Source organism: Allobaculum sp. (genome assembly GCF_047010065.1).
In the GTDB taxonomy this organism is placed as follows: domain Bacteria; phylum Bacillota_I; class Bacilli_A; order Erysipelotrichales; family Erysipelotrichaceae; genus Allobaculum; species Allobaculum fili.
On record NZ_JBKXLD010000015.1, the window covers coordinates 1 to 24485 of the forward strand.

16 protein-coding genes and 2 tRNA genes are annotated in these 24485 nt (G+C 49.8%); 10 read left to right on the forward strand and 8 right to left on the reverse strand.

The features are described 5' to 3' along the window. Window positions 1-446: 446 nt before the first annotated feature. Window positions 447-4115, forward strand: a complete 3669-nt coding sequence (locus ACLUYS_RS02510) for a glycoside hydrolase family 2 TIM barrel-domain containing protein (RefSeq protein ID WP_412658932.1) — start codon at window positions 447-449, stop codon at window positions 4113-4115. A gap of 114 nt (window positions 4116-4229) precedes the next feature. Here the strand turns inward: ACLUYS_RS02510 and ACLUYS_RS02515 are convergent, their stop codons facing one another. Further along, window positions 4230-5246, reverse strand: a complete 1017-nt coding sequence (locus ACLUYS_RS02515) for an aldose epimerase family protein (protein ID WP_288338827.1) — start codon at window positions 5244-5246, stop codon at window positions 4230-4232. Window positions 5247-5535: 289 nt separating this feature from the next. Between ACLUYS_RS02515 and ACLUYS_RS02520 the strand changes: the two genes are divergently transcribed. From ACLUYS_RS02520 to ACLUYS_RS02530, 3 genes are all read left to right on the forward strand, one after another. Next, window positions 5536-6426, forward strand: coding sequence for a U32 family peptidase (locus tag ACLUYS_RS02520; RefSeq protein WP_230266860.1), 891 nt, complete (start codon window positions 5536-5538; stop codon window positions 6424-6426). Beyond that, window positions 6413-7690 (forward strand): peptidase U32 family protein, encoded by a 1278-nt coding sequence (locus ACLUYS_RS02525; RefSeq protein WP_412658934.1) that lies wholly within the window; start codon window positions 6413-6415, stop codon window positions 7688-7690. Before ACLUYS_RS02520 ends, ACLUYS_RS02525 begins: the two co-directional genes overlap by 14 nt. Window positions 7691-7956: 266 nt before the next feature. Beyond that, the gene (locus ACLUYS_RS02530; RefSeq protein ID WP_412658935.1) at window positions 7957-9651 is read left to right on the forward strand and encodes a proline--tRNA ligase; all 1695 of its coding nucleotides are present in this window, start codon (window positions 7957-7959) and stop codon (window positions 9649-9651) included. Window positions 9652-9824: 173 nt separating this feature from the next. On the opposite strand, the gene ACLUYS_RS02535 is transcribed toward ACLUYS_RS02530, so the two are convergent. The 4 genes from ACLUYS_RS02535 to ACLUYS_RS02550 all read right to left on the reverse strand — a co-directional run bounded on the left by ACLUYS_RS02535 (window position 9825) and on the right by ACLUYS_RS02550 (window position 13596). After that, window positions 9825-10082 (reverse strand): heavy-metal-associated domain-containing protein, encoded by a 258-nt coding sequence (locus ACLUYS_RS02535; protein ID WP_412658936.1) that lies wholly within the window; start codon window positions 10080-10082, stop codon window positions 9825-9827. Window positions 10083-10099: 17 nt separating this feature from the next. Next, window positions 10100-10624, reverse strand: coding sequence for a GNAT family N-acetyltransferase (locus ACLUYS_RS02540; protein ID WP_230268055.1), 525 nt, complete (start codon window positions 10622-10624; stop codon window positions 10100-10102). Window positions 10625-10957: 333 nt separating this feature from the next. Next, the gene (locus ACLUYS_RS02545; protein ID WP_288338832.1) at window positions 10958-12841 is read right to left on the reverse strand and encodes a DUF885 family protein; all 1884 of its coding nucleotides are present in this window, start codon (window positions 12839-12841) and stop codon (window positions 10958-10960) included. Between the two features lie 530 nt (window positions 12842-13371). After that, window positions 13372-13596, reverse strand: coding sequence for a hypothetical protein (locus ACLUYS_RS02550; RefSeq protein WP_230268057.1), 225 nt, complete (start codon window positions 13594-13596; stop codon window positions 13372-13374). Window positions 13597-14516: 920 nt separating this feature from the next. On the opposite strand from ACLUYS_RS02550, the gene ACLUYS_RS02555 reads away from it, so the two are divergent. Beyond that, on the forward strand, window positions 14517-16283 hold the full coding sequence (locus tag ACLUYS_RS02555; RefSeq protein WP_412658938.1) for a hypothetical protein: 1767 nt from the start codon (window positions 14517-14519) through the stop codon (window positions 16281-16283). Between the two features lie 441 nt (window positions 16284-16724). After that, complete coding sequence (locus tag ACLUYS_RS02560) at window positions 16725-17474, forward strand: Bax inhibitor-1 family protein (protein WP_412658940.1); 750 nt, start codon at window positions 16725-16727, stop codon at window positions 17472-17474. A gap of 310 nt (window positions 17475-17784) precedes the next feature. Here ACLUYS_RS02560 and ACLUYS_RS02565 read toward each other — a convergent pair whose 3' ends face one another. Then, window positions 17785-18045 carry a hypothetical protein gene (locus ACLUYS_RS02565; protein WP_300927228.1) on the reverse strand — a complete coding sequence of 87 codons (261 nt, stop codon included), beginning with the start codon at window positions 18043-18045 and terminating at the stop codon, window positions 17785-17787. A 750-nt stretch (window positions 18046-18795) separates the two neighbouring features. Here ACLUYS_RS02565 and ACLUYS_RS02570 point away from each other — a divergent pair. The 4 genes from ACLUYS_RS02570 to ACLUYS_RS02585 all read left to right on the forward strand — a co-directional run bounded on the left by ACLUYS_RS02570 (window position 18796) and on the right by ACLUYS_RS02585 (window position 23976). Then, complete coding sequence (locus ACLUYS_RS02570; protein WP_288339049.1) at window positions 18796-20148, forward strand: MATE family efflux transporter; 1353 nt, start codon at window positions 18796-18798, stop codon at window positions 20146-20148. 217 nt (window positions 20149-20365) lie between these two features. After that, window positions 20366-20947, forward strand: a complete 582-nt coding sequence (locus tag ACLUYS_RS02575) for a hypothetical protein (protein ID WP_230268062.1) — start codon at window positions 20366-20368, stop codon at window positions 20945-20947. 268 nt (window positions 20948-21215) lie between these two features. Continuing rightward, window positions 21216-22598: an MBOAT family O-acyltransferase gene (locus ACLUYS_RS02580; RefSeq protein WP_288339048.1), complete on the forward strand. Its 1383-nt coding sequence runs from the start codon at window positions 21216-21218 to the stop codon at window positions 22596-22598. A 229-nt stretch (window positions 22599-22827) separates the two neighbouring features. After that, window positions 22828-23976: a hypothetical protein gene (locus ACLUYS_RS02585; RefSeq protein WP_288339047.1), complete on the forward strand. Its 1149-nt coding sequence runs from the start codon at window positions 22828-22830 to the stop codon at window positions 23974-23976. Window positions 23977-24132: 156 nt separating this feature from the next. Here ACLUYS_RS02585 and ACLUYS_RS02590 read toward each other — a convergent pair. Together ACLUYS_RS02590 and ACLUYS_RS02595 are read right to left on the reverse strand one after the other, a co-directional pair. Beyond that, a tRNA-Leu gene (locus tag ACLUYS_RS02590) sits at window positions 24133-24218 on the reverse strand. A gap of 12 nt (window positions 24219-24230) precedes the next feature. Beyond that, window positions 24231-24305, reverse strand: a tRNA-Cys gene (locus ACLUYS_RS02595). Window positions 24306-24485 lie beyond the last annotated feature (180 nt).

The following is a 24485-nucleotide window of genomic DNA, read 5'->3' on the forward strand; positions in this document are numbered from 1 at the left end:
GAATTATCCCAAGGAGGCGGTCGAGAAAATACCCGTCTTTTATTTGACGCTTACCAAAGACCGTACATCCGGAATCAGGGAAACGGGAAAAGCCGGCTGCCCCACAGGGCTGGACATCGACATTGTCTCTGTATGTAATAAAATAAACATACACAGGCAAAAATCATGAAAGCTTTGTGCAAATCGCGATCAGCCTGACAGCTGCTTCTGTTCTTGGAGTTCTTACGATCGTTTCGAACGGACCCAACGAGAAAAATCAGAACGGTCGAACGATGCCCGAAGCTTACATGTGATATAAACTGCTCTGTCTGGATCGGTTTTATGCGGAAAGACTGGACTTAAAAGGATTCCTTGAATTCATTATCGTTCCGGATTTATGAAATACTTCGTCTTCCGATGCACAATGCAAGGGCAGAGCCGCTTTGGATAAGGAGAAAAGCTTAGTTATGAACGTTTCCATAAAATGGCTGGAAACCCCAAATGTGACCCAGGTCAACCGAAAACCGCCGCACGCTTCGCTCAAGCGTTCCATTCCTGAACATACGGCCATTCAGTCTTTAAACGGTGTCTGGAAAGGCGCCTACAGTGAAGAACAGGATGTTTCGCCCACGCTTTCGGAAAGTTTCGTTTTGAATTCGACGGATGTTTCGGATTTTGACGATGTCCTCGTGCCGGCCCATTTTCAGACGCAGGGCTATGGAAAAAATCAGTACACCAATACTGCCTACCCATGGGATGGACAGGAAGAGGTACCGTATGGAAAAGTCTGGTCCCGCAATCCGCACATGCGCTATGTTCTGGACTTTGATCTGGATGAAACGCTGGCCAGAGAGCAGGTGGATCTCGTTTTTCATGGCGTGGAAAGCGCCTTTTACGTGTGGCTGAACGGGGAATTTGTCGGCTATTCGACGGATTCGTTTACACCGTCCGCTTTTGACGTTACCTCGCTTTTAAAAGAGAAGGGGAACCGTCTGGCGGTTCTCGTCTTCCAGTTTTCGAGCGGATCGTGGCTGGAAGATCAGGACTTTTTCCGCTTTGGAGGCATTTTCCGCAATGTAGAACTTCAGGGACATGGGTCGGCGTATGTGGAAGATCTTTCCGTACGCACCCGCATTTCCGATACCGACAGCACGGCCTCCATTCTTGTACAGATTGCGGATCACGACGCGCAAAGCTTCGCTCTGCGTCTTTTCGATCCCGCTGGATCGCTCATGTTTTCGCAGACCGTTGAATCGCGTTCCATTAAGCTGACGCTCGATGATTTCCATCCCTGGTCCGCAGAACGGCCGGATCTGTATACCCTTGAAATCGATGTACTCGATGCCGATGGTCAGATCGCCGAAACGATTCATCAGAACGTCGGCATCCGCTCCATCGAAATTAAGGACGGCATCATGCTTTTAAACGGAAAGCGTCTGATGCTTCATGGCGCAAACCGGCATGAGTTTTCCTATGGCAAAGGCCGCGTTCAGACTCCCGAAGAAATCGAAGCGGATCTGATTTTGATGAAGCAGAACAACATCAATGCCATCCGGACTTCGCACTATCCGAATCAGGACGCTCTGTACGATCTGGCGGATCAGTACGGTCTGTACGTGATGGATGAAGCCAATCTGGAAACGCACGGGACGTGGCAGGCTGGCTTTACGGAAGAGCCGACCAATCCGCTGCCCGGCGATTCGCCCGAATGGCGCAAGCCGGTTCTCGAACGCGCGCAGGCGATGTACGAGCGGGACAAAAACCATCCGTCCATCCTGATCTGGTCTTTAGGCAACGAAAGCTGGTACGGCGACAATCTGCTTGAAGAAGCCGCCTGGCTGCGTCTGGCCGATCCGGATCGTCCGGTTCATTATGAGAGCTGCTTCCGCAATGAGGATTACAGCGGTTGCACCGATATCATCAGCCGCATGTACGCGTCACCGGCAGAAATTGAATCGATCCTGCTTTCCAAGCCGGAGAAACCGGTCATTCTTTGCGAATACGTGCACGCGATGGGCAACTCTCTGGGCGGCATGTTCCGCTATGCCCAGCTCGAGACGTACCGCCAGTATCAGGGCGGTTTTATCTGGGACTTTGCCGATCAGGCTATGCCGACCGAAAAGAACGGGGTTTCGATGATTGGGTATGGCGGCGACTTTGGCGATTTTCCCAACAACGGCAGCTTCAGCGGCAACGGCATTTTGTTTGCGGACCATACCCCTTCTGCCAAAATGCAGGAAGTCAAAGCGCTGTACGCCCCGATTCGCATTGTTCCTAACGAAACCGGCGTCGATATTCTCAATAACAATCTCTTTGAAAACACAAACGGCTACCGCTTTATCGCGACCCAGAAAGTCCGCGATCAGATTGTCGGACAGACCGAATTTGAAGTCCGGATCGAACCGGGCCGACATCGCCATATCCCGCTGAACTGGGAACAGTATCAGGGAGAAAGCGTACTGACCGTTTCCGCCATATTGAAGAACGATCAGCCCTGGGCCAAAGCCGGTCATGAAGTCTCGTTTGGACAGCACGTTCTGTCTGGACTCCGCCATTCCACGCTGCTTGGCAAAGGCATGAAGTTTGTGCAGGGCAAAGAATACTTCGGTGCGGAATTCGAAAACGTCCGCTTCCTGTTCAGCCAGAAGGGACTTGTATCCATGAAAAGCGGCGATCAGGAATGGCTGCAGGCCATGCCTCGACCCGTATTCGCTCACGCCTGGACCGATAATGACCGCGGCAGCGACTTCGATCAGGGATCGGCGATCTGGTACAGTGCATCGCTCTTTTCGAGAGCCATCAGCCGGGAAATCCAGATTGACGAAGAACTGGGCTATGCGCAGATCACGTATGAAATCGGCCTGCCGTATCCGCTCAACAATAACAAGTGCACCCTGACGTATCTGGTCAGCGCGCCAGGCATTCTTGGCGTGAAACTGGAAATGTCGCCAAGCCGCTATTTGCCGGATCTGCCGGTCTTTGGCATGGAATTCAAACTGCCGAAAGCTGCGGATCATTTCCAGTATTACGGCTACGGGCCGATGGAAAACTACTGTGACCGTTCGGTCGGTGCCCGTCTGGATGTTTTTGAAGATACGGCGTCCAACAACGTACAGCCCTATCTTCGTCCGCAGGAAACTGGAAACCGTACCGGCGTGCGGGATCTGACTCTGTTCGACCACGACGAAAAGATCCGCTTCAGCCGGATCGCACAGCCGCTGGAAGTTTCGGTATTGCCGTATTCGTTTGAACAGCTCGAAGAAGCCGATCACCAGGAAGAACTTGGATTCTCCACCGGTACGTATGTCCGGATTGCTTCCGAACATATGGGCGTGGGCGGCATCGATTCCTGGATGACGCCGACCGATCCGCGCGATCGCCTGAGCGCCTCGAAGTATCGTATGGTCAACTTCATGATTACGTTTGGCGACCTCCCGGATCGTCAAAGCGATCTTCAGAAAATCGAAGAAGAAACACCGAGTGCGTCTTCGGATTCGTCTGAAATCGAAGAAGAAGGAACACTGGACGATACGACGACGCCTGAAGAGCAGATCAGTACGCAGATCTTGAGCAAAGAAGAAGTGAAAGAAACCGATGAGACGAAGGTCGAAACGGCTGAGATGGATACAAGCAGTTCCAAAAAGACGGAAACCGAATCCGTTCTGGTCGATCTGACTCTGGAAAAGACGAATGATGAAGATCAGCCCTCCCCGCTCGAAGCCGATCCGCAAGAGGAACTGACGTTTGACGTGCTGCAGATCGCCCAGAAAATCCTCGAAGAACCCAGCGAGGAACAGAATGCTGAAGAGACGGCAGCAACGCCTGCATCCAATCCGAACGAATCGAAAACGGACGAAGACACGTCCGCTCAATCGACAGAGAAAATGGATGCGAAAGAAGAGAAGTCCGACGAAGCTTCAGCAGATGAGACTTCTGGTAAAGTCGAGTCCGAAGAAGATGCGGTTCCTGCCGCAGCAGATGAGAAAGCCGATTCCGCAAAAGATGTCGATTCGGTGAAAGAGCCTTCCCAGCCGGAAACAAAAGCAGAAGAAGGACCGGTGAAACATGAGCCTTCGATTGCCAAGGAGAAGGCAAAGCGCCGTCGTCTGTTCAAGGCCCGCCGAAAGAAAAAGTAAGCCGGAGCCGATTAAAATCCTGCTTAGAAACAAGAATTAAGCGACGATTCAGCCCCAAATGAAAACAGCCGGTTTCCCTTGCGGGAAGCCGGCTGTCTTTTTGGCAGGAAATCATTATTTCGTATAGAAACGATACAAAATTTCTTCGTGGAACGGTTCATCCTTTTTGAGGATGACATCGGGATGTTCCTGATTGTGAATGGAGTCGGGGAGCATCTGCGGTTCGACCGCTACGCCCCAGTGCTGGTTATAAGTTTTGCCGTCGCGGCCCGGGTGATTTTCCACGTAGTTGGCGGAGTAGACCTGAACGCCCGGCAGAGTCGTTTCGACTTCTACGGTTCGTCCGGATTTCGGATCGGTGAGGATCAGAGCCGGGGATCCGGTTTCGAGAACAAAATGGTGGTCGATGCCGTTGGCGTTTTTCACGTTCCAGTCGCTCTGATCAAAGCCCTGTTTCACGGGTGCAAAGTCGCGGAAATCGAGCGGTGTGCCTTCCACTTCCCGGAACTTGCCCATGCAAAGGCCATCCGGATCGACGAGACCATGACGAATGGCCGAAATTTTCATCAAATGATCGCCCGCATCTTCCTCCATGCCGTTGAGGTTGAAGTAGGTGTGCTGGGTGAGGTTGAGCAGCGTATCGGCATCGGACTTGGCATCGTAGGAAATACGCAGAGTATTGTCGACAAGTTCGAGCGTGCAGTGGAGCGTGAGCGTTCCGGGATAGCCTTCTTCGCCGTCTTTGGAAACGTAGGTGAAGATCAGCTTGTCGCCTTCGATTTTTGAATCGAAGTTTTTGTAGGAAAATCCTTCCAGACCGCCATGCAGGGAGTTGGGACCGTTATTAACGGCAGCATGGTAGTGCTTGCCGTTGAGCGTGTATTCGCCGTTGGCCAGACGATTGCAGACACGGCCGACCAGCGCACCAAAATAGGTGCCGGATTTTGCCATATAGTCATCGATCGTTTCGTAACCCAGAATGACATTCGTCTTCTTCTGGTTTTCGTCTTTCATGTCGATCTCAATCAGCGTTACGCCATAGCTGGTAACGAGAACGCGCAGCTGATCGTTTTCCATTTCGTACAGACAGATTCCGTCCGGACGTTTTTCAAGCAGTTTAATCATGAGCATGCAGCTCCTTCCTTTTTCTATCCGTCTATCATTGTAGCCAGATCTGTTCAGGAAAAGTACAAAAGGTTGAAAAGGCTTTCGAAAAACGGGTTCGCAGTCAGACTGTCGCTGCCCGATCCGTCAGGCGACTGAGGCAAAGACAAGACAATCCCAGATGAATAAATATTGGAATGTGCCAGTACGACCAGACTCGGACGGGTCGGGGTACAGGGATGGAAAAGCGGCCGGTCTGTGAAATTGGACAGGCTGAAGTCAGTAATTATAATGGAAAGGAAATGGAGGAGTCCGTATGTTCATTCTTGCTCTGGACAGTCTGGAAGATCTGGAGACCATAATCGAAGCCAGACCCGATGCGATCGTTCTTGGCATAGAACCCTTTTGCGCCCGTACGCGAGCCGTAACGGATTGGAATCAGCTCCCCGCGCTGGTCAGGCGCATGCATGAAGCGGGAATTCAGGTGTATATCAACCTCTTAGCCATGATCGAGCAGCCCAGACTGCAAGCCTGCACAGAGGCGTTTGGACAGCTGGCGAAGATGGGGGTCGACGGCCTGTATGTCGCGGATGACGGCTGGCTGGAAATTGCGTACGCGTACAATCCAGAAACGCTTTCTCTTCTGATTGTTCAGCCGGAAACGCTGCTTTGCAGCGGGGAAGACGCCAGTTTCTTTGCCAGACAGGGAACACAAGCGCAGTCGCTTTCGCATGAACTAAGTGAAGCGGAACTGATTGCCTGCGTAAAAACGTGTCCAAGCTGCGAACTGCTTTGTGCCGGCCATTATTCCTGGATGGAAAGCCGAAGAGGACTGCTCTCCAATTATCTCCATCAGATCGAAAAGCCTGAAGACTTTCAGGAGGGCCGTCTGTATACCCTTCGGGAAATGAACCGTCACGGACGCATGCCGGTTTGGCAGGATCATCTGGGAACTCATGTTCTTTCCGATGAAGTGTTCCAGGCGGGCGAATATCTGCTTCCTTTGCGGGAAGCCGGACTGCAGCGCTATCGCATTGACTGTCTGCTCATGGGCAACACCTGGGGACTCGACATGCTTAAGGCGTATCGAACGCTGCTGACTGAAGGAACGGATGCTCTGAGTCCCAAGCAGAAAGAGGCGATTTCCAGTACGATTTGGAAAAGCTCGTCATTAATTCGAAAGGAGAAAAGCCATGGAACACGTTGAACTGCTTGCTCCGGCCGGCAATCTTTCGAAAGCAAAAACCGCAATCCTTTATGGAGCCAACGCGGTCTATATCGGCGGCCAGTCGTTTTCTCTGCGCTCCAGGGCTTCGAACTTTTCTCTGGACCAGATCGCCGAGCTCTGTACGTTTGCCCACGAGCACCATTCGAAAGTGCATGTCACGGTCAATATCATTCCGCATTCGGACGATCTGCAGGGACTGGACGACTATTTGCGTGCGTTAAACGACGCGGGAATTGACGCGATCATCAGCGCTTCGCCTACGATCATTACGCACGCGCTCCACATGGACGGCCGCCAGTTTGAAGTGCACATTTCCACGCAGCGCTCCATTCTCAATTCGGCTGCCGTTCGCTTCTGGAAAAGACAGGGCGTTGAACGTGTTGTCTTAGGACGCGAAACGAATCTGGACAGTATCGAGGCGATTTGTGCGCAGGACATTATGCCGATTGAAGTTTTCATTCACGGCGGCATGTGCATTTCCTATTCCGGGCGCTGCGTGCTATCCAATCATATGACGGACCGCGATGCCAACCGCGGCGGCTGCGCGCAGAGCTGTCGGTGGAAATACGAACTCTTTGACGAACAGAATGAAAAAATCAGCCGCGACGAAACCCCGTATTCGATGTCGAGCCGGGATTTGCAGGCAGCAAAATATATTGAACGCCTGATTCATGCGGGCGTCGCTTCGCTCAAAATCGAAGGACGCATGAAGTCGGATTACTACCTGGCCGTGGTGGTCGGGGCGTATCGCCGCCTGATCGATGCCATCGAAAGCGGACAGACGATTACGCAGGAATTTTTAGCCGAGATTTCCGCGGAACTGGCCCGGGCGGAAAATCGTCCGGCGGGTCCAGGCTTTTATAATGGACTGCCCGATCAGAACGTACAGCTGTATCGAAGACACGATGAATCGGTCACCCAGGAATACATTGGCTACGTTCTGGAAGAGCCAAGAGATGGCTGGATGAAAATTCAGGTCAAAAATCATTTCGAAGCCGGAACGCCGGTCGAACTGTTTGGACCGGGAATCGCTCCGTATCCGCAGACGATTGACGAAATCCAGACGCTCGACGGTCTGCCCAAGTCCGTATGTTCCCACCCGATGGAAATCGTACGAATTCGCTGGAATCAGCCCGCCAGACCGGGAAGCATGATTCGCAAGCAGCGCTTATCGATGCCGGACAAACCGGAAACGGAAGCCAAAGACGGCAGCTGCGGCAAGCCAAATCCCCCGCGGGGATAATGTGCTCGATTCTTTTTATAATTTGATAAATCCTTTGTTCGTCTTTTCATAAAGGAAAAGATCAGGCCGCTTTCGGTTTTTTGGCTCTTTCTCTCTTCTTTTTTGAAGAGTCAGAGGCTAAGAAAGATTCGATTTTAAACCGGTTTATGAAAAAATGCAGCCCGCACCCGCACAGGACGAACAAATTTCGATAGACTGAACAGGCAGACGATTTCAGGATCGCATTAGAAGAAAGGAAAGTCTGCCTGAAAAGATCCTGAACAAATATGAAATTATCCAACAGCTATTTCTTTACTCTGCGTGAAAACGTGAAAGATGAAGATTCCGTATCGTCCAATCTTCTCGCCCGCGCAGGGATGATCAAGAAACTTTCCAATGGTATCTATATTATTCTGCCGATGGGAAAACGCGTTCTTGCCAAAATTGAAAATGTAGTCCGTGAAGAGATGGACAGCCATGGCGCGCAGGAACTGCTCATGCCGGCGCTGATCCCGGAGGACGTTTATGTTTCCAGCGGACGCCGCGAGGCATTTGGCGCGAACATGTTTGCCCTGAAAGACCGTTATGACAAAAAATACGTGCTTGGTCCTACGCATGAAGAACTGTTTGCGATGTGCGCAGCGATGGACGGCAAGTCCTGGAAAGATTTCCCGTACAACCTGTACCAGATCCAGACCAAATACCGCGATGAAACCAGACCGCGCTACGGTCTGATCCGTGTGCGTGAGTTTATCATGAAGGACGCCTATTCGTTCGATAAGGATCTCGAAGGTCTGGACGGTTCTTATGCCAATATGTACGACGCCTACTGCAAAATTTTCGACCGTCTGGATCTGAACTACAAAATCGTTAAGGCCGATACCGGTCTGATGGGCGGTCTGCTTTCGGAAGAATATCAGGCGATTTCCAGCATCGGCGAAGATATTGTTGTCGGATGCGAAAGCTGCGATTTCTCCAGCAACGAAGAAATTACCGAAGTCATCGATACGATGGAAGACGATCCGGCTGAAGAGCTCGAAATGGAAAAGATCTATACCCCGAATGCGGGTACGATCGAAGAAGTCAGCACATTCCTGGGCAAGAGACCGGAAGACTTCATTAAAACGCTCATTTACAACGCAGACGGCAATCTGGTTGCTTTCGTTCTCCCGGGCGACCGCGAACTGAATGAGACCAAAGCCGGCAAGCTTCTTGGCGCGATCGAACTGAATCTGGCTACTCCGGAAGAAGTTAAGGCAGCTACCGGGGCACGCATCGGCTTTGCAGGTCCTGTCGGCCTGAACCTGCCGATTTACATGGATCGTCAGGTTGCCCATTACAAAAACTTCATCGTCGGCGCCAACGAAGACGACTACCACTTCAAAAACGTCAACCTTTCCCAGTTCACACCGACGGCGGTAGCGGATCTGACACAGGTTCGTGAAGGCGACCTCTGCCCGAAATGCGGTCATAAACTGACATTTGAGCACGGTATCGAAGTCGGCAACCTGTTCAAACTGGGTGAGAAGTATTCCAAGGCGATGGATCTGTACTATTCCGACCAGAACAACCAGCTCAGACCAGTATGGATGGGATCGTACGGTATCGGTCTGGAACGCTGCATGGCAGCGGTTGCGGATCAGCACAATGACGAATACGGCCTGATCTGGCCGGATGAACTTGCTCCGTTCCGGGTAGCGCTCGTTATCGTTTCCATGAAAGACGAAGAACAGAAAGCGCAGGCGCTCAAGCTCTACGACTATGCTCGTTCCAAAGGCTACGATGTTCTCCTCGATGACCGCAGTGAGCGTGCCGGCGTTAAGTTCAAGGATATGGAACTGATCGGCATTCCGCACCGTATCACGTTCGGTAAAGGCGTTAAGGACGGCAAAGCCGAATACGTCATCCGCAAAACCGGAGAAAAATCCGAAGTGGAACTCGATCAGCTCGAAGCGCTGCTCGATTCGATTTACGGTGCATAATTCAAATTCGCTCATCTGGCCAAATCGGCCATTTTGAAAAAACAGTAAACCAAAAGCGGTTTTCGCTGAAGGCACAAGCCAGAGTATTGGATCTGGCCGGTGTTCTTGCGAAAACCGCTTTTTTCATGGAATGTCGATGGATGAAAAGAAAAATCGAAGAAAGAGAACGGATCCTATTTTCGAAAGCCAAAAAATCCGCGTCTGAACTTTACTTCATGGCTTTGAATGCCGCGCAGATCGTAGCCTGCCTGGCCGATTACGGACTTGATCTGATCCTCATCAAGAGGCTTTTCGGAAAGAATTTCAATGGTGCCTTTACGCCGGGACGCGGTTACTTTCTTAACCGTAAAGTTTTTGCGAACGGTGTCAGCGAGATGGCTTTCACACATGCCGCACATCATTCCATCTACTTTGAGAACGGTCTGAACCATATTGGGGGCCTCCTTTTTCAGATGAGATCTTTCTGGTAGGCAATGCGGGGCGTACCGTCATCGGTATAAATGATTCCGCATTTTGTAAAGCCGTTTTTTTGAATCAGGTGCTGCATGGTGAGATTGTCCGCATGGGTATCGATACGTAAAGACGGATTGCGGCTTTCGCAAAATTCGATCAGCGTTTTAAAAACGCCTGGACGGGTTCCGGACGAAGCAATTTTATGAATGGCACTGTAGGGAAGATCGCTCAGCCAGCTTCCGTTTTCGATCACCGCATACGTGGGATCTGGTCCGGGAATCATGGAAAAGGCGCCGATGATTTCGCCGTCTTCTACAAGGACATAGGCGTTGTGATGTTCAATATCGGAAACGATGGAAGACTCTGAAGGCCGATTGTCTTTCCACTGGTTTGGATTGCCATTGGCTTTCATATAGGCGCGCGCATGGGCGTAAATGGCCTGGAGTGCTTCCAGATCGTCCAGTGTTGTATTTCGTACGATACGACTGGATGGATGGACAGGATTTGTTTGATCGGACATGGACAGGACTTCCTTTCTGTTTTTTTCGTTTTTTGAGACGCTGTGCAGAATTGAGTTTTTCTGCAGAGCGGAATGGACTGGAAAAGCATGCGTTAAGACAGCGAAAAAAGTGTAGCATTGCCCATGGATTTCTTACAAATCAAAGAAGCTTTGATAAGAAGACTGAGGCGATTTCAAAGAGATTTCGGCCTCTGAAACGGTTCCAAAAACCAGAAAAAATGAAGTACAGAAAAACGCTCCGGCCTTTGGATGAGCGGAGCGTTCGAATATCATATCTGGATTTTTGTGTGCGCAATGCACCAGAAAATTGAAATACCGTAAGGGATAGTTCGATCAGTCTGCCGGCTTCATCTGCATGGATCCGGAAGCCTTGTTGTCATCCTTCGGCTTTCTGGATGTCGAAGACTTCGCATTCGGATCGTTGACAACGGTAGAAGGCAGCTCGGAATCGGACGTGCCCATGCGTACGCTGTCAATATAGTCCTGTACGCTTTCTTCAATAATGCTGAAGTTCATGTTGCCTGCATTGAGAAGAGCCGTATGGAATTCCACCGGATCGTAGTCTTCGCCAAGAGATTCTTTGGCGATGTCGTTGAGTTCCAGCAGTTTCATGCAGTCAAAGTAGTAGGCGTAGAAGACGCCTGGATCGAGGCAGAGACGATCGTAAATGCTGTCGGTGCCTTCGCCCCAGTTTTTCGCGAACTCCTCACGGGAGATGTTTTCGTAATTGACCTGATAGTCCATGAGCAGAACGGTGTAGTTGGAGAAAAGCTCGGACAGCTCCCACACTTCCAGCTTATCTTCATCAATACCCGTCCAGGGCAGCGTCTGGAGCGCCGCATACGTGGCGTAGCCTTCCTGCGTACCCAGCGTGCCGAGAATGTACTCGAGCGGGTGTGCGGCATGTTCCTTTAAATACTGCGTCTGGTACATGTGACCCGGGATGCCCTCATGAGCAAAGGTGTCATACAGAGAAAGGCTTTGCGGATTTGAGCCGTAATCGCGCTCGTTGTAGCGGATTTCGTACGTGTCGGTGCTGTCGATTGGAGGGACAAGGAAATAGGCGAGAACGCCGTCCTGCGACTGTTCGGGCGCCAGCGGTTTTACCTCATAGTCCATTTCATCCACGAGAGGGAAGACAGCCGGATAGCGTTCGTTTAAGAACGGAATAATTTCCGAAATGGAACTGAACGTTGTTTCCGGCTCGCTCATCAGGGAAGCTGCATCTTCCTTTTCATTAATAATGCGCGAGTATTCCGTCAGACAGTTCTGCACGGCTTCCGTAACCTGCTTGTTGATTTCGACGGGCGACATATCCATGCCCGTGTACATTTTCAGAATCTCTTCGTAGGCTTCCTTGCCGTTTGGAAGGGAAGCCATGCCAGAAAGCGGCTTATTCTTGTCCTTGAGTTCTTCCAGGCCTTTTTTCATGGTTTCGTACGACGGGAAGAAAGACGTGTCCAGCGCTTTTTTAATCCGGGTTTTCCACTCTTTCTTCTCGGCGTCGTTCAGATCGGTCAGTCCGTCAATTTCTTCTTCAAGCGATTCTGTAACTGGAGAATCGTCTTTGGTTTTCAGAACGTCGTCAATCGTCTTCATCGTGCTGTCGTATGAGATCGAAAACAGATCCTGCTCGGCCTGCTTGCGCGTATATTCGAGATTTTCCTCGACATATCGCGGCATATCATTGATCAGTTTTTCCAGCGGTTCCAGATCGTCCTTTGTGTAGAGGGAGTATTCGGAAAAAAGCGTGACCATGCTCGAAGGCATTCCGTTGACCATGGACCAGGGCGTTCCAATATAATCGAATTTCTCATCGGAAGTCTTTTCGAACCGTTCGCATTCCCAAAGAAGCTGTTCGTACATCCAGCGGTTCTTTTTGGAAAGCGCAGATGTATTCCACTTCTTGAGCTGATCGTATGTCTTATCGTTCAGCTCGATCCGTTTGGACTCCGGAAATGGAGAACCCAGCGTGATCGGGCATTTGGAAAGATCGATTCCATAGTTTTCCGGATGAAGGAAATACTGATGCACGCTCAGATAGCTTAATTCACAGTAATCGACCAGATAGTCGTCGAGAAACTGTGTAAATTCCGCGTCCGGTACGGCTTCCGTATTCTGACCCGGAGTCGGTCCATTCGTGGAAGGCCCGCAGGAGCAGGCGGCCAGCGAAAGGGCGAGAAACGAAATTAAGAAAACTTGTATCCATTTTTTCATATAAATCTCCTCAAACGGGAACACGCCCAGTCCGGTCGCAATTCCCATCAGTATTCCTATGATAGCGTATCCGTTCAAAGAATTGAGAACGGGGGCGGTTAAGTTTTTCCAAACTCAGACGGCTTGGATAAGGGAAAAATTCGGAATTCGCTGTGTCAAAATGCGCTTCTTTTCTACATACGGTAAAAATCTGGATTCGAATCCGGGAAGCATGCAAAAAACCTGTCTGCTTCGCTGTTTGAAGACAGACAGGTTTTTCGTAAGAGATTTTGAAAGACCAGAGAAAGGGGTTCTGGTATGGACAGTGGAATGCAATCGAGAAGAGAAAATTTTTCAGGAAAGCCGGATTTGTATGGATATAGATTTGTATGAATATATTTGTATGAATATAAGGAAACGCGGTCATCTCGAAAGGCAGCCGCCGCCGAGTGAGAGCGACAGGCAATGGTATGTATTGCTGAGCCGGGAAGAAAGGGCTTGCCCAAAAGAGAAGCTTTCGTAACCGGGCGTCTTTCATTTTACGATGACGATTAGAACAGACGGGTGAGCAGGATGATGCCTTCGGCTGCAACCGCGATGATCAGAGCCAGGCGTCCAGCTTCTTTGACGGTCAGCGTATCGTTTTCGACTTTTTCGCAAAGATCTTCACAGAAGAGGAAAAAGCGATCTTTCAGTCGGGCAAAGAAAGTGCGTGTATAGGAATCCGTGTTGGTAACGGGTGTGGAAGCGGCAGATGTTGAATTGAAATGATTCATAACTATTCTCCTTTGATTGAATAAGAATCATCGCGAATGATTTTGACAAGGATATGATAACAGATATAATTCATGTGTGCAACATGGACGCACCAAAAATAAGAAAAACGCATCTCGTGCACATTTGCCTACTCAGAATGTGAATAGAAGGTGCATGCGCAGGGATTAGGCGGGAATGACGAGTCAGTCTTAATGCCTTTGTTCTGTCATAGGCTATACGATCAAAGAGGGAAGCGGACTTAATTAAAAAAGCAAAAATGCATGGATTATTCTAAAAAAGTGGAACAATAACTCTTGACATACGTAAATAATTTGTTCATCCCTATCGTATTCGCATGGAAAATAAATGAAAAAGCATATCCCTGTACAATTTGCTGATCCCTGTGGTTTTCTATAGGGCAGTCTTTGAAAAGGCTTTCCTTTCGATGAAGCAGATCGCGCATGCACGAATGGTGCATGAAAGAAACACAAGTTCGTACTCGCATTGAAAGGACACCTGCACATTTTACGCATTTTTTGGCGGAACGCTCTTTTCAGCCATAAAGACCGCTGAAACCGCTCGTAATACGGTGCTGAAGCGGATGCCGTATGCTTTATTCTCCGTAAAGGATCGAAAGAGAAGGAAAAAGGAACAGGACGCCTGGACAAATCCGGCTTCAATTTTGTGCAAATCCAGTCTGGTGTGCAGGCGCAAAGCTGTAATTCAGTTATTAATGTTTTGTTTTTGTTTAGCCCGTACTGTTTTTGCCTACCATATGTAAACGCTTGTCCATGATCCATACATGATCCGTTTTACAGAAACAATGAATTAGGATATTATTTGGATATTGTTTTGACGCGCTAACTCAAACGGATTCCGATCTGCATTTTTGCACAGAGGATTTCGACAGTTTGAGAGCAGCGGTCCAGAAAGGAACGAAATGCTTAAAAAAATCAGCATCTATAACGGCCAGGTGATTCTGAATTACGACCGTGCCTACCCGAAAGATCGTGCGACTCTTCTGAAAAGCCGTACTTTTGAAAAGTTCATCACTTACTTTGTTCGCATCACAGAAGAAACGAACCCGGCGGTTTACCTCTATCTGACTCAGGATGGTACGCTTACTCCTAAAAAAGCGGCCCAGGAGCTGATTGAGTTCTTCCGTCTGCTCGTTGTTTTCGATTACGAAGAACTTTCCGATAATCCTCTCGAAAGAGACCGTCATCAGCTGCTGGATGTTATCGAAGAGATTTACCACAGCTGGCGTTCCCTGCAGCGTTTTGGATTCATGAACTCCAACAATATGCCGGACTTCGGAATCAACACGCTCGTTCGCCGCGACTCCAACCTGAATGACCTGATTCTGCGTACGTACCGTCTGTATCAGGAAAAGATCGCCGGACGTCCAAATCTGGTATATCGCCAGGTTCAGGCCGGTACCAACGCCTGCTTCTCCATTCATGAAGTACGCAATTCCTTCTCCGAAGACTATCTCCCGCTGCATAAGATCCCGATGATCGATACCGTAATGCTCCGTACTCCGATGATTCTTCATCCAACGAGTTCCAAGCGTACTGGCATGTTCACAGAAACCGATGTCAACCCGCTCGATATGCTGTATATCAATACGGAAGAATGGTTCTGCCTCCCGATCAAAGTCGGAAAACTGCTCTGCTTTGTTTACTTCAACTGCAAATACATCGCGCTCGCCCTTTCCATGGTCAACCTGTTTGAGCTGGCTACTGTGGAAGAGTCCGAAACCAAACCGGATCTGATCATGATTTACGGAAACGAAGACGGACTGAACGAGACCAAGTACTACCACGATACCGACAACGATATCTGGATCGGCCGTATTTCCGACCATCCGCGTATGGAATACTTCGGCTACCTCAAGAAAATGGCACTGACGCTGCACAACCTCGCTATGATGGAACGCGGCTGGCTGCCAATTCACGGTGCCATGGTCAACGTTGTTCTCAAGGACGGCCGTTCCAAAGGCATCATCCTGATGGGCGATTCCGGTGCAGGCAAGTCCGAATCCATTGAAGCCCTCAAGAGCGTCGGACGCGATCTGATCAAGGACGTTCAGGTTGTCTTCGATGATATGGGAACTATTCATATGGAAGACGGCGTTCCATACGGTCAGGGTACAGAAACCGGTGCCTTCATTCGTCTGGACGACCTCGATCCAGGTACGCCGTATAAAGATATGGACCGCTCCATCTTCTTTGCTCCGGAAAACCCGAACGCCCGCATGGTCGTACCGGCAAGCTCCTATTCTTTCATTACGAAAAACCATCCGATCGACCTGTACTGCTATGCCAACAACTACACCGACAAGTGCGGTATGGATGAACTCCCTGCAGACGAGTTCAAGGCCACCTGCAAAGCCGGAACCCGTATGGCTCTGGGCACAACCCAGGAAAAGGGTCTGTCCAAAACGTACTTCGCCAACCCGTTTGGTCCAATGCAGCGTCAGGAAGTCTGCGATCCGCTGATCGACGATACCGTTAAGGCGCTCGAAGACAACGGCGTATTCCTCGGTCAGGTTTACACCCACCTGGGCTTTGACAAGACCAACCGTGCCGGCATCGAAGATGCAGCCAAGGAACTGCTCGACTTCATCCTCGATCAGGCTGCTGAAACAGAAGCAGCTGAAGATGTCGATGTGCAGGAGGCTGCTGCGGCTGAAGACGCCGAATAAATCCCGATCGGTCTGAACTGGATTCCTGAATCCTCAGACTGACTTCGTTTTAAGCATTGAGGCATTCGAAAAGACAGCTTCGGCTGTCTTTTTTGATGTCTGCAGGGAAAACTGATGCTTCTTGACAGGGAAGAGGGTAAGGATTATTTTCCGTACATACCCAAGGAAGCCATGTATTTCCAGCCTTTTTTCGCAGAACGGTCTGGATGGATCCGGTTGAACGCCCCATAAAAGCATTCAAATCGCATCCAATTGAAAAAGAAGTCTTTAAAGAACGGTTTTTCTGGTTATTCTGAAAGGACGAGCACGCAGGATTGTTATCCAGCCCGATTTGTCTTCGGATCCGTTCCGCATGAACAGCACGGTTCCGGGCAAGCCGAAAATCAAACCAAAAAGAAAGGGATGGATTTTTGATCCATCCAGAAAGTGGAGAAATGAAAAGTGAAAGAATACCCAATGCCGGCCGTACCGGATCCGGAGCGTGAACATACGATTCATCAGCACATCATTCAGCCCGATCAGGCCGCTGTACGAAAAGCGTTTGCGACGACGTATGTATGGATGATTCTCGGACTGCTCGTCAGTGCGGCTGTAGCCTTTATTTTCGCTCAGCCTGAACTTTACCCGATCGTCGATAATCCCTTTGTTCTTCTGGCCCTGTTTCTGGCCGAGCTCGTTGTCGTAGTCCTCTTTACGCGAAAGCTGAATACGGCCACGATTGGAACTTTGCGCGGCATGTTTCTGCTGTATTCCGTTTTAACCGGAGCAACCCTGGCTACACTCGCCACGGTATGGAATGGATCGACAATTTTTGCGGCTTTTCTGGTCAGTGCCATTTATTTTGGCTGTCTGAGCCTGATGGGCTTCTTTTCCAAAATTCGTCTTGATAAGATCGGTCCGATCTGTCTGGTCGGTCTGGTGGCTCTGATCATCTGTGAAGTCATTATGTTGATTTTCCGCTTTTCAGCAGCCACGCAGCTCTTTTCCGCGATCGGTCTGATTCTGTTTACCGGAATTACCGCCTGGGATGTTTATCGTATGAACAAAACGATGCAGGCGGTCTGTGCATCGCAGGAATGGCTCGACCGGCTTGGCATTTCCTTTGCGCTCGAACTCTATCTGGATTTCATCAACATTTTCCTGCGCGTTCTGGCGCTGATCGGCAACGGTTCTTCGTCTTCACGCAAATAGCGGCAGGCCATCCTTTCCAGAGAAATCTTTTTGTGACAGGCAGGTTTTCCGATTCCTGTCGTCCTTAAGCCATGCGCTTTTACTTTTTGGCGGATGATTTTAACAAAACAGCCATTCGCCTGTACTCACGATCCAGATTTCCAAATGAAAAAGACGCCGGCATTCTGGCGTCTGATCCCCATGTCCAGCAAGGCATGGGGTATTTTTTTCGTTATTTGAACGGATCCAGAAGTGCGCAAATCGAATTGCATTGCCAGGAAATTGGACCCGCATCCGAATGCGGCGCTCCTGGTCTGGAAAGTGGAGAAGATCATTGTTCTGGCTGGCTTTTGTTCGGAGAGACCAGATTCCAGATGCCGAGTAAAAGAATGAGAATACAGGCAGCCTGTGAACAGGGAGAAATGGATTTCACTGTGGCTTGTAAGAGCAGAAGCCCGATTCCGGTAAGAAAATGCAGCCATTTAAAAACGCGGATCCATTTCCTAAGGCTATCAGCACGCCTGCGTATTACAGGAGAGAGCTGACGAATTGCGAATGTTGCGATGAAGAAAAAAATGGATACAGCCATCATATAGTTCTTCCAGACTGCATAGGATAAAGCAAGTACGAACCAGACAACGATAAGAAGTATGAACTCAAGGGGATTGAATTCTCTCGCATTTTTCCTCATAAACATACCGATTGCCCTCGCTTTTTCTGTGGAAAATATCGAAACTGTCCGATTTTCCAGTTATCGATCCGGACCGTGTCTTTGATGCGGAAAAACGCTTCATTCCCTGCATGTCAGCAGCGGACAGGGATAACACGAAATTCAGTACAGGTACTGCATCTGCTGTTCCTGTATCTTCTTGCACCGGAGCTCTAAGGGAACGGTTAAGTCTATTGTATTTGCACATCTGAAACATCGAACGCTGAATATTGAAATGAACAATTGGATGTCTAAAAAAGTATATACAAGTATATACAATATGAGATTCTTTCGACTTTAACGGCGCTGAAAGAAAGCCTGTGGCTCGGAACAGTCCAAAGGCCAAAACGGCTGGCTCATTCTTCCGGTACCTTTCAGGCTGTTGAAAAAGAAAAGCGCTCCCATTGAAAAAAGGTTTCGCTAAAGGTACATGTTCGCAATCTACGCAATGAAATCCATGAAAATATCCATAGAATAAGGATTCGAATCGCGCTAACTTTAAAAGTCGCAGATTCTTGAAGAGCCTTTTCCTGGTTACACGTTTTTTCCCGAGGGAAAACGCCGAAGGAAAATAAATGGCTCACCGGATCTGGAAGCAGCCGTTCAATCCGGCTGTCTGGTTTGGAGGTTTTCATGAATGGTGAACTTACGTGCGGGCCGCTGAAAAAAGCCCTGATTTTTTTCGCGCTTCCGCTGTTTCTTTCGCAGCTGTTTCAGACGCTGTATAACACGGCCGATACGGTCATTATCGGCTATACGCTGGGCAGTACATCGCTGGCCGCGGTCGGTTCGGTTGCTGCGCTGTTTGAATTGATTGTCGGGTTCTGTACCGGATTCAGTCAGGGCCTTGCCATTATTGGGGCACAGAAATTCGGAGCCGGCGATCTGAAGGGATTTCGTCGAGCTCTCGCTCTGTCGATTGTGCTCTCGATCCTGGTTTCCATGACGATTTCGATCCTCTTTCTGTTTGGGATGGAGTCTGTCCTTCGTCTTTTACAGACGCCGCCTGAACTGTTTGATCAGGCCAGAAAGTACATTTCGGTAATCACTTTGGGACTGATCATCACGATGCTTTACAACCTGGCGGCTGCCTTTTTGCGGGCGGCAGGGGATTCGAAAACACCGTTAGTCATTTTGCTGATTTCCTCGGTCATCAATATCGCGCTCGATTTCCAGTTTATCGTCCAGTTTCATATGGGTGTCGCCGGTACAGCCTGGGCTACGCTTTGCGCCCAGCTGATTTCGCTCATTCTCTGCGTGATCTGGGTGATCTGGAAAAAGCCGGATCTGTCTGTGCATTTTTCGGATTTCCGCTTCCGCTCGTCCATGCTTTCCAATCTGCTGAAAATGGGCTTTTCCATGGCGCTCATGTCTTCGATTGTCTCCTGCGGTACGCTCATTTTGCAGACGGGAATCAACCCGATGGGTACGCAGATCATTGCCGGTCATACGGCCGCCCGAAAGCTGATTTCGATTCTGAACCTGCCGGTTTCCTCTCTCATGATGGCTCTGTCCTCGTTTGCCGCGCAAAATGTCGGTGCCGGCGAGTACGAACGGGCGGAACAGGGAATCGCGTTTTCCAATCGACTCGGTCTGTACTACGGAATTACGCTTACCGTTCTGATCTTTCTGAGCTCCAGAACCCTGGTTCAGGCGATCAGTGGCAGTACGGATCCGGCCGTTCTCGATATTGGCAGCCTGTATCTCAATACCAATATTCCGTTTTTCTTCATTCTTGCGATCCTGCTCAATTTGCGCACTTCGCTTCAAAGCATGTCCATGACGCTGATTCCGATTCTTTCTTCGGTCATCGAACTGGCGGGGAAAATGCTCTTCACCTTCCTGGTCGTTCCGTTTACGGGCTACTACGGAATCTGCGCGGTGGAACCGTTTGTCTGGACGGTCATGGCTTTGTTTCTGAGCTATTTCTATTTACGAAACAGACTGTTCAAATCGCATGGCATTACGGCTCATATTTATCGATAAATCCAAAATCTGTCCGGCGCGTTCAGCCGGTCAGACCAAACCGGAGGGGCTTTTGACCCCGGTATAATAAAGCTGATCTCTGACCGATCAGCTTTTCTTTCGCTTTCAAAAACAATTCGAGACAAAACGGAACGAAAGCGATCAGGCAGAGTGTCCTGTATGATGGAACAGGTTCAATAAAAAGAAATTAGAAAAGGACTTTTTAAAAGGAGCTATTATGAAAATACTCAAATCATTTGTTTTAAGTTTTGCATGCCTGTGCATGGGCCTTGGCTTTGCGGGCTGCACGTCCTCGAATAACAGCGGCAGCGCTTCGGATTCGCAGAGCGTTTCCTATGCGGATGCGCAGGAAGTAATGGAAGCTGCGTGGAATGCGCAGGAAGAAGAAACCAAGCCGTCCGTCTTTGGCGGCTATGGCGAAGAGGTAACGGAAGGCATGCCGATGGCCATTTCTCTGGATGAACCGGACAGTCTGGCAGTCGCCTTCAACGTTCCGGCCACTTTGGTTGAACAGTCGCAAGACGCTTCGGCGATGATGAATTCCATGATGGCCAACGCCTTCACTGCATCCTGCTGGCAGCTGAAAAAAGAAGCTTCCATGGAAGAGCTGCGTGATCAGGTGCAGACCACGTTGCTCGATACGCAGTGGATGTGTACGTTCCCGGAAGAATACGCGATTGTGACGAAGGGACAGTTCCTTGTGGTCGTCTACGGCTACACCGATCAGGTCGATCCGTTTGTTCAGGCGCTTCGCTCCGTTTTGCCGGATGCGATGATCACCAAAGCCAATTTTGAGTAATCCGGATTTTTGCAGTGCAATTTTCGAAAGAAGCGTAACGATTCCAGAACAGGAATAGAAAGCCTGCACTTGCTGAAAAGGAAAAGAGATGTACCGACCGTCTGGGCCCTGGCTTGAACGGCCGGCTTTCGTATACAAACCTTGCGGGCGGATCAAAGGATCGAGCTGAAGGCTTCGATTCGGATCCCCTCACTAACAGATCGCATGGACTGGATTTCTGCAGCAGAGTTTGCAGGATCCAATTCGTCCGTCAGGAAAGGAGAGCGGCATGCTGTTCAGTTCAATTTTGTTTCTTGTCTGGTTTTTGCCGCTGACCTTTCTGGTCTATTTTTGCGTGCCTAAGGCTTTCCGCAATTTTGTTCTGCTTGCGGCAAGCCTTATTTTTTACGGCTGGTCTTCTCCCTGGTGGCTGCTTTTAATTGGAGCGGACTGTCTGATCGGCTATGCGTGCGGCCGGTTTATGGAAAACGGGTCTCCATCCGTTCGCCGGGCGGCTTTGATTGTCGGAATTGTTCTTTCCGGAGCGCTTCTGTTCTGGTTTAAGTACGCGATGTTCTTTTCCCGGCAGCTTTCCGCGCTGACTGGTCTGGATCTGGTCTTAAAGGGAATCGCGCTGCCGGCTGGAATCAGTTTTTATACCTTCCAGGTGATTTCCTATCTGGCGGATGTCTACACCCATAAAGCCCCCGCCCAGCATTCCTTTTTGCGCTTTGCATTATACGTCTGCATGTTCTTTCAGCTGATTGCCGGTCCGATCGTTCGCTACAGCCAGATCGAAGGCGAGCTGGAAACTCGAAGAATAGATGCAAAAAAACAGTCGGATGGGGCCCGGCGCTTTGTCTGCGGCCTTTCGAAAAAAGTGCTGATCGCCAATCCGCTCTCAGCACTCAATCAGTTTATTGTCACACAGGCCGAACCAGCCATCGCCTTGTTCTGGCTGAACGCGTTCGCTGTCTCGCTGCTGATTTATTACGATTTTTCCGGCTACAGCGACATGGCGATCGGTCTGGGGGCCATGATGGGGTTTCATCTGCCTGAAAACTTTCGCTATCCGTTTCAGGCCGGTACCATTTCTGAATTCTGGCGCCGCTGGCATATGTCTCTGACGGCCTGGTTTCGCGATTACGTGTACATTCCGCTGGGCGGAAGCCGAAAGGGGAAGGGCAGACAGTTTTTCAATTTGTTTGTCGTCTGGATGTTTACCGGTCTCTGGCACGGAGCGGCCTGGAACTTCATTTTGTGGGGACTGTTTTTCTGGGTGTGGATCAGTCTGGAAAAGTTCCTGCTGCCCGAATCCGTATTGCACACCTGGTCTTACGGGCTGCTTTGCCGCCTGGGAATTCTGATTTCGTTTTTGCTCTTTTATGCGCCGACGCTTTTTGATTTTGCTTCGCAGATCCAGGCGATGTTTGGCGCTGGCGGCCTTCCAGTATGGACCGCGCAGACCGGCTATGTTTTTCAAAACGCGTGTTTACTGATGGCGGCGGCGCTGATCGGTGCCACGTCTTTGCCGCATCGGCTTTTTGTAAAGTACCAGCCGTACCGTATCGTGCAGATTCTCTGCTGGTGTGCGGTCGCTTTCGGACTGATCTTCTGTCTGGCTTCGCTTTCTGCCGGCACATGGAATCCGTTCCTGTATTTTCAGTTCTAGAATTTTCCATTTCAGAATTTTCTGTTGGGAAAGGGAAGATGGCATGCGACATTCCATCTGGATCTGGGTTATGAGAAGGGGTGCGCCAGCTGCTCACTGAAAAACAGGATGGAGATGGATTGTCGTCCGCAAAACGGTTCTGGCGGATGGTTTGTTTCATCTGGCGGATGGTTTGTTTCATATTGTGTTTTTATAGGGCTGTAATTAGTCCGGGAAAGGAGAGCTGTCTATGAAGTTTTCGAGAAATGAAAAATCGAATCCAGAGAAAAATCGGAAACGGTCGGTTCATCCCGGCATGCCGATTGTGCTTGGCATTCTTTCTTTTTTCTGTATCGCTTCACTGATCGGTGATACTGGCTTTGCGCAGACGTACTCGCCGACGGAACGGCGAAAACTTGCTTCCTTGCCAAAAATGGATGTTGAGAACGTTCTGGATGGCAGCGGGGGCAATGCGCTCGAACGTTATACAACCGATCACGTGTTTGGACGGGAAGAACTGCTGCGAGTGAACGCTTGGATGGCCAGCGGTCTTTACGGATCGAAAGAGCAGAACGGCCTGATTGCCAAAGAGGGAAAGATTCTTTCCGTTCAGCGAAAAATCGATAAAAAATCGCTGGATCATGCCAGAGATGTTTTCTCTTCGATTTACGAAACAGATCTGAAAGATACTCAGTGCGCTCTGTACGATTCGATCGTTCCGGACAAGTCATACTTTTTGAAAACAGGGGAGTATCTGAATATGGACTACGAAGCGTACCTGGCCCAGGCACAGTCCGTGTTCTCTTTCGCCAGCGAGATCCCGATCGCTTCAACGCTTTCTCTGGACGATTACTACGCCACCGACCCGCACTGGAGACAGGAAGCCATTCTGGAACAGGCCAGAACGATCGCTACGGCTATGGGCGTAAAACTGGCGGAGGATTTTACAGAAGAGACCATTCGTGAAAATTTCACCGCGCAGCAGGGCCTCCAGAGTGTATGGCCGCACAAGGGGGATACGCTGAAGGTTTTAAAGTCGCCTTCGATGAGCGGCTGGACAATCTGGCGCTATGATGAAAAAGGAAAGCGGCAGGGGACTTTGTACGATCGGACAAAAGCAGAAGGCGAAGATCCGTATTCCGTATTTCTTTCCGGATCGGCGGGAATGATCGAGATTGAAAATCCGGATGGCCCGAAGGATCGGCAGCTGGTTCTGTTTGCGGATTCGTACGGCAGCTCCATGGCACCGCTGCTGGCTACCGGCTACAGTCGGACGACAATTATCGATTTGCGCAACCTGCCCTCGTTCCGTCTGAAGTCTATGATCGATTTTTCCAGACAGGATGTGCTGTTTCTGTATTCCACGTCCGTTCTGAACGCTTCCTACAATCTGAAATAAGGACCGATCCGATTCTGAAAGGTTCGAACACTGACTTTGCCTCAGACAAAAAGAAAACGGATCGCTGCTGGAGGCTGACTGTAAAGCGATCCGTAAAGAGGCAAGAATACAAAAAGACCTTCCTGATTCAGGAAGGCCGATTTGTTGTATATGAAATGGTGGGAACGGAGGGACTTGAACCCTCACGAGCAAAGCTCGACGGATTTTAAGTCCGTTGCGTCTACCGGTTCCGCCACGATCCCGTGCAATAAAAATGGAGGTTCCGGTCGGAGTTGAACCGACGATCACAGAGTTGCAGTCTGTTGCCTTAGCCACTTGGCTACGGAACCATTTGTGTGAATCATTTGTTAACGGCTTGGTTAATGCTCGTTCATATTATCAAAGATCTTTCCGAGGGTCAACCGTAAATCTGAATTCCTGATTTCTTAGCATGAAGAAGCAAAACGCCGGAAATTGCCTCGTTTCCAATTACTAGTAATCCCCCAAAATCGTGATCTTTTCCCCGCGTG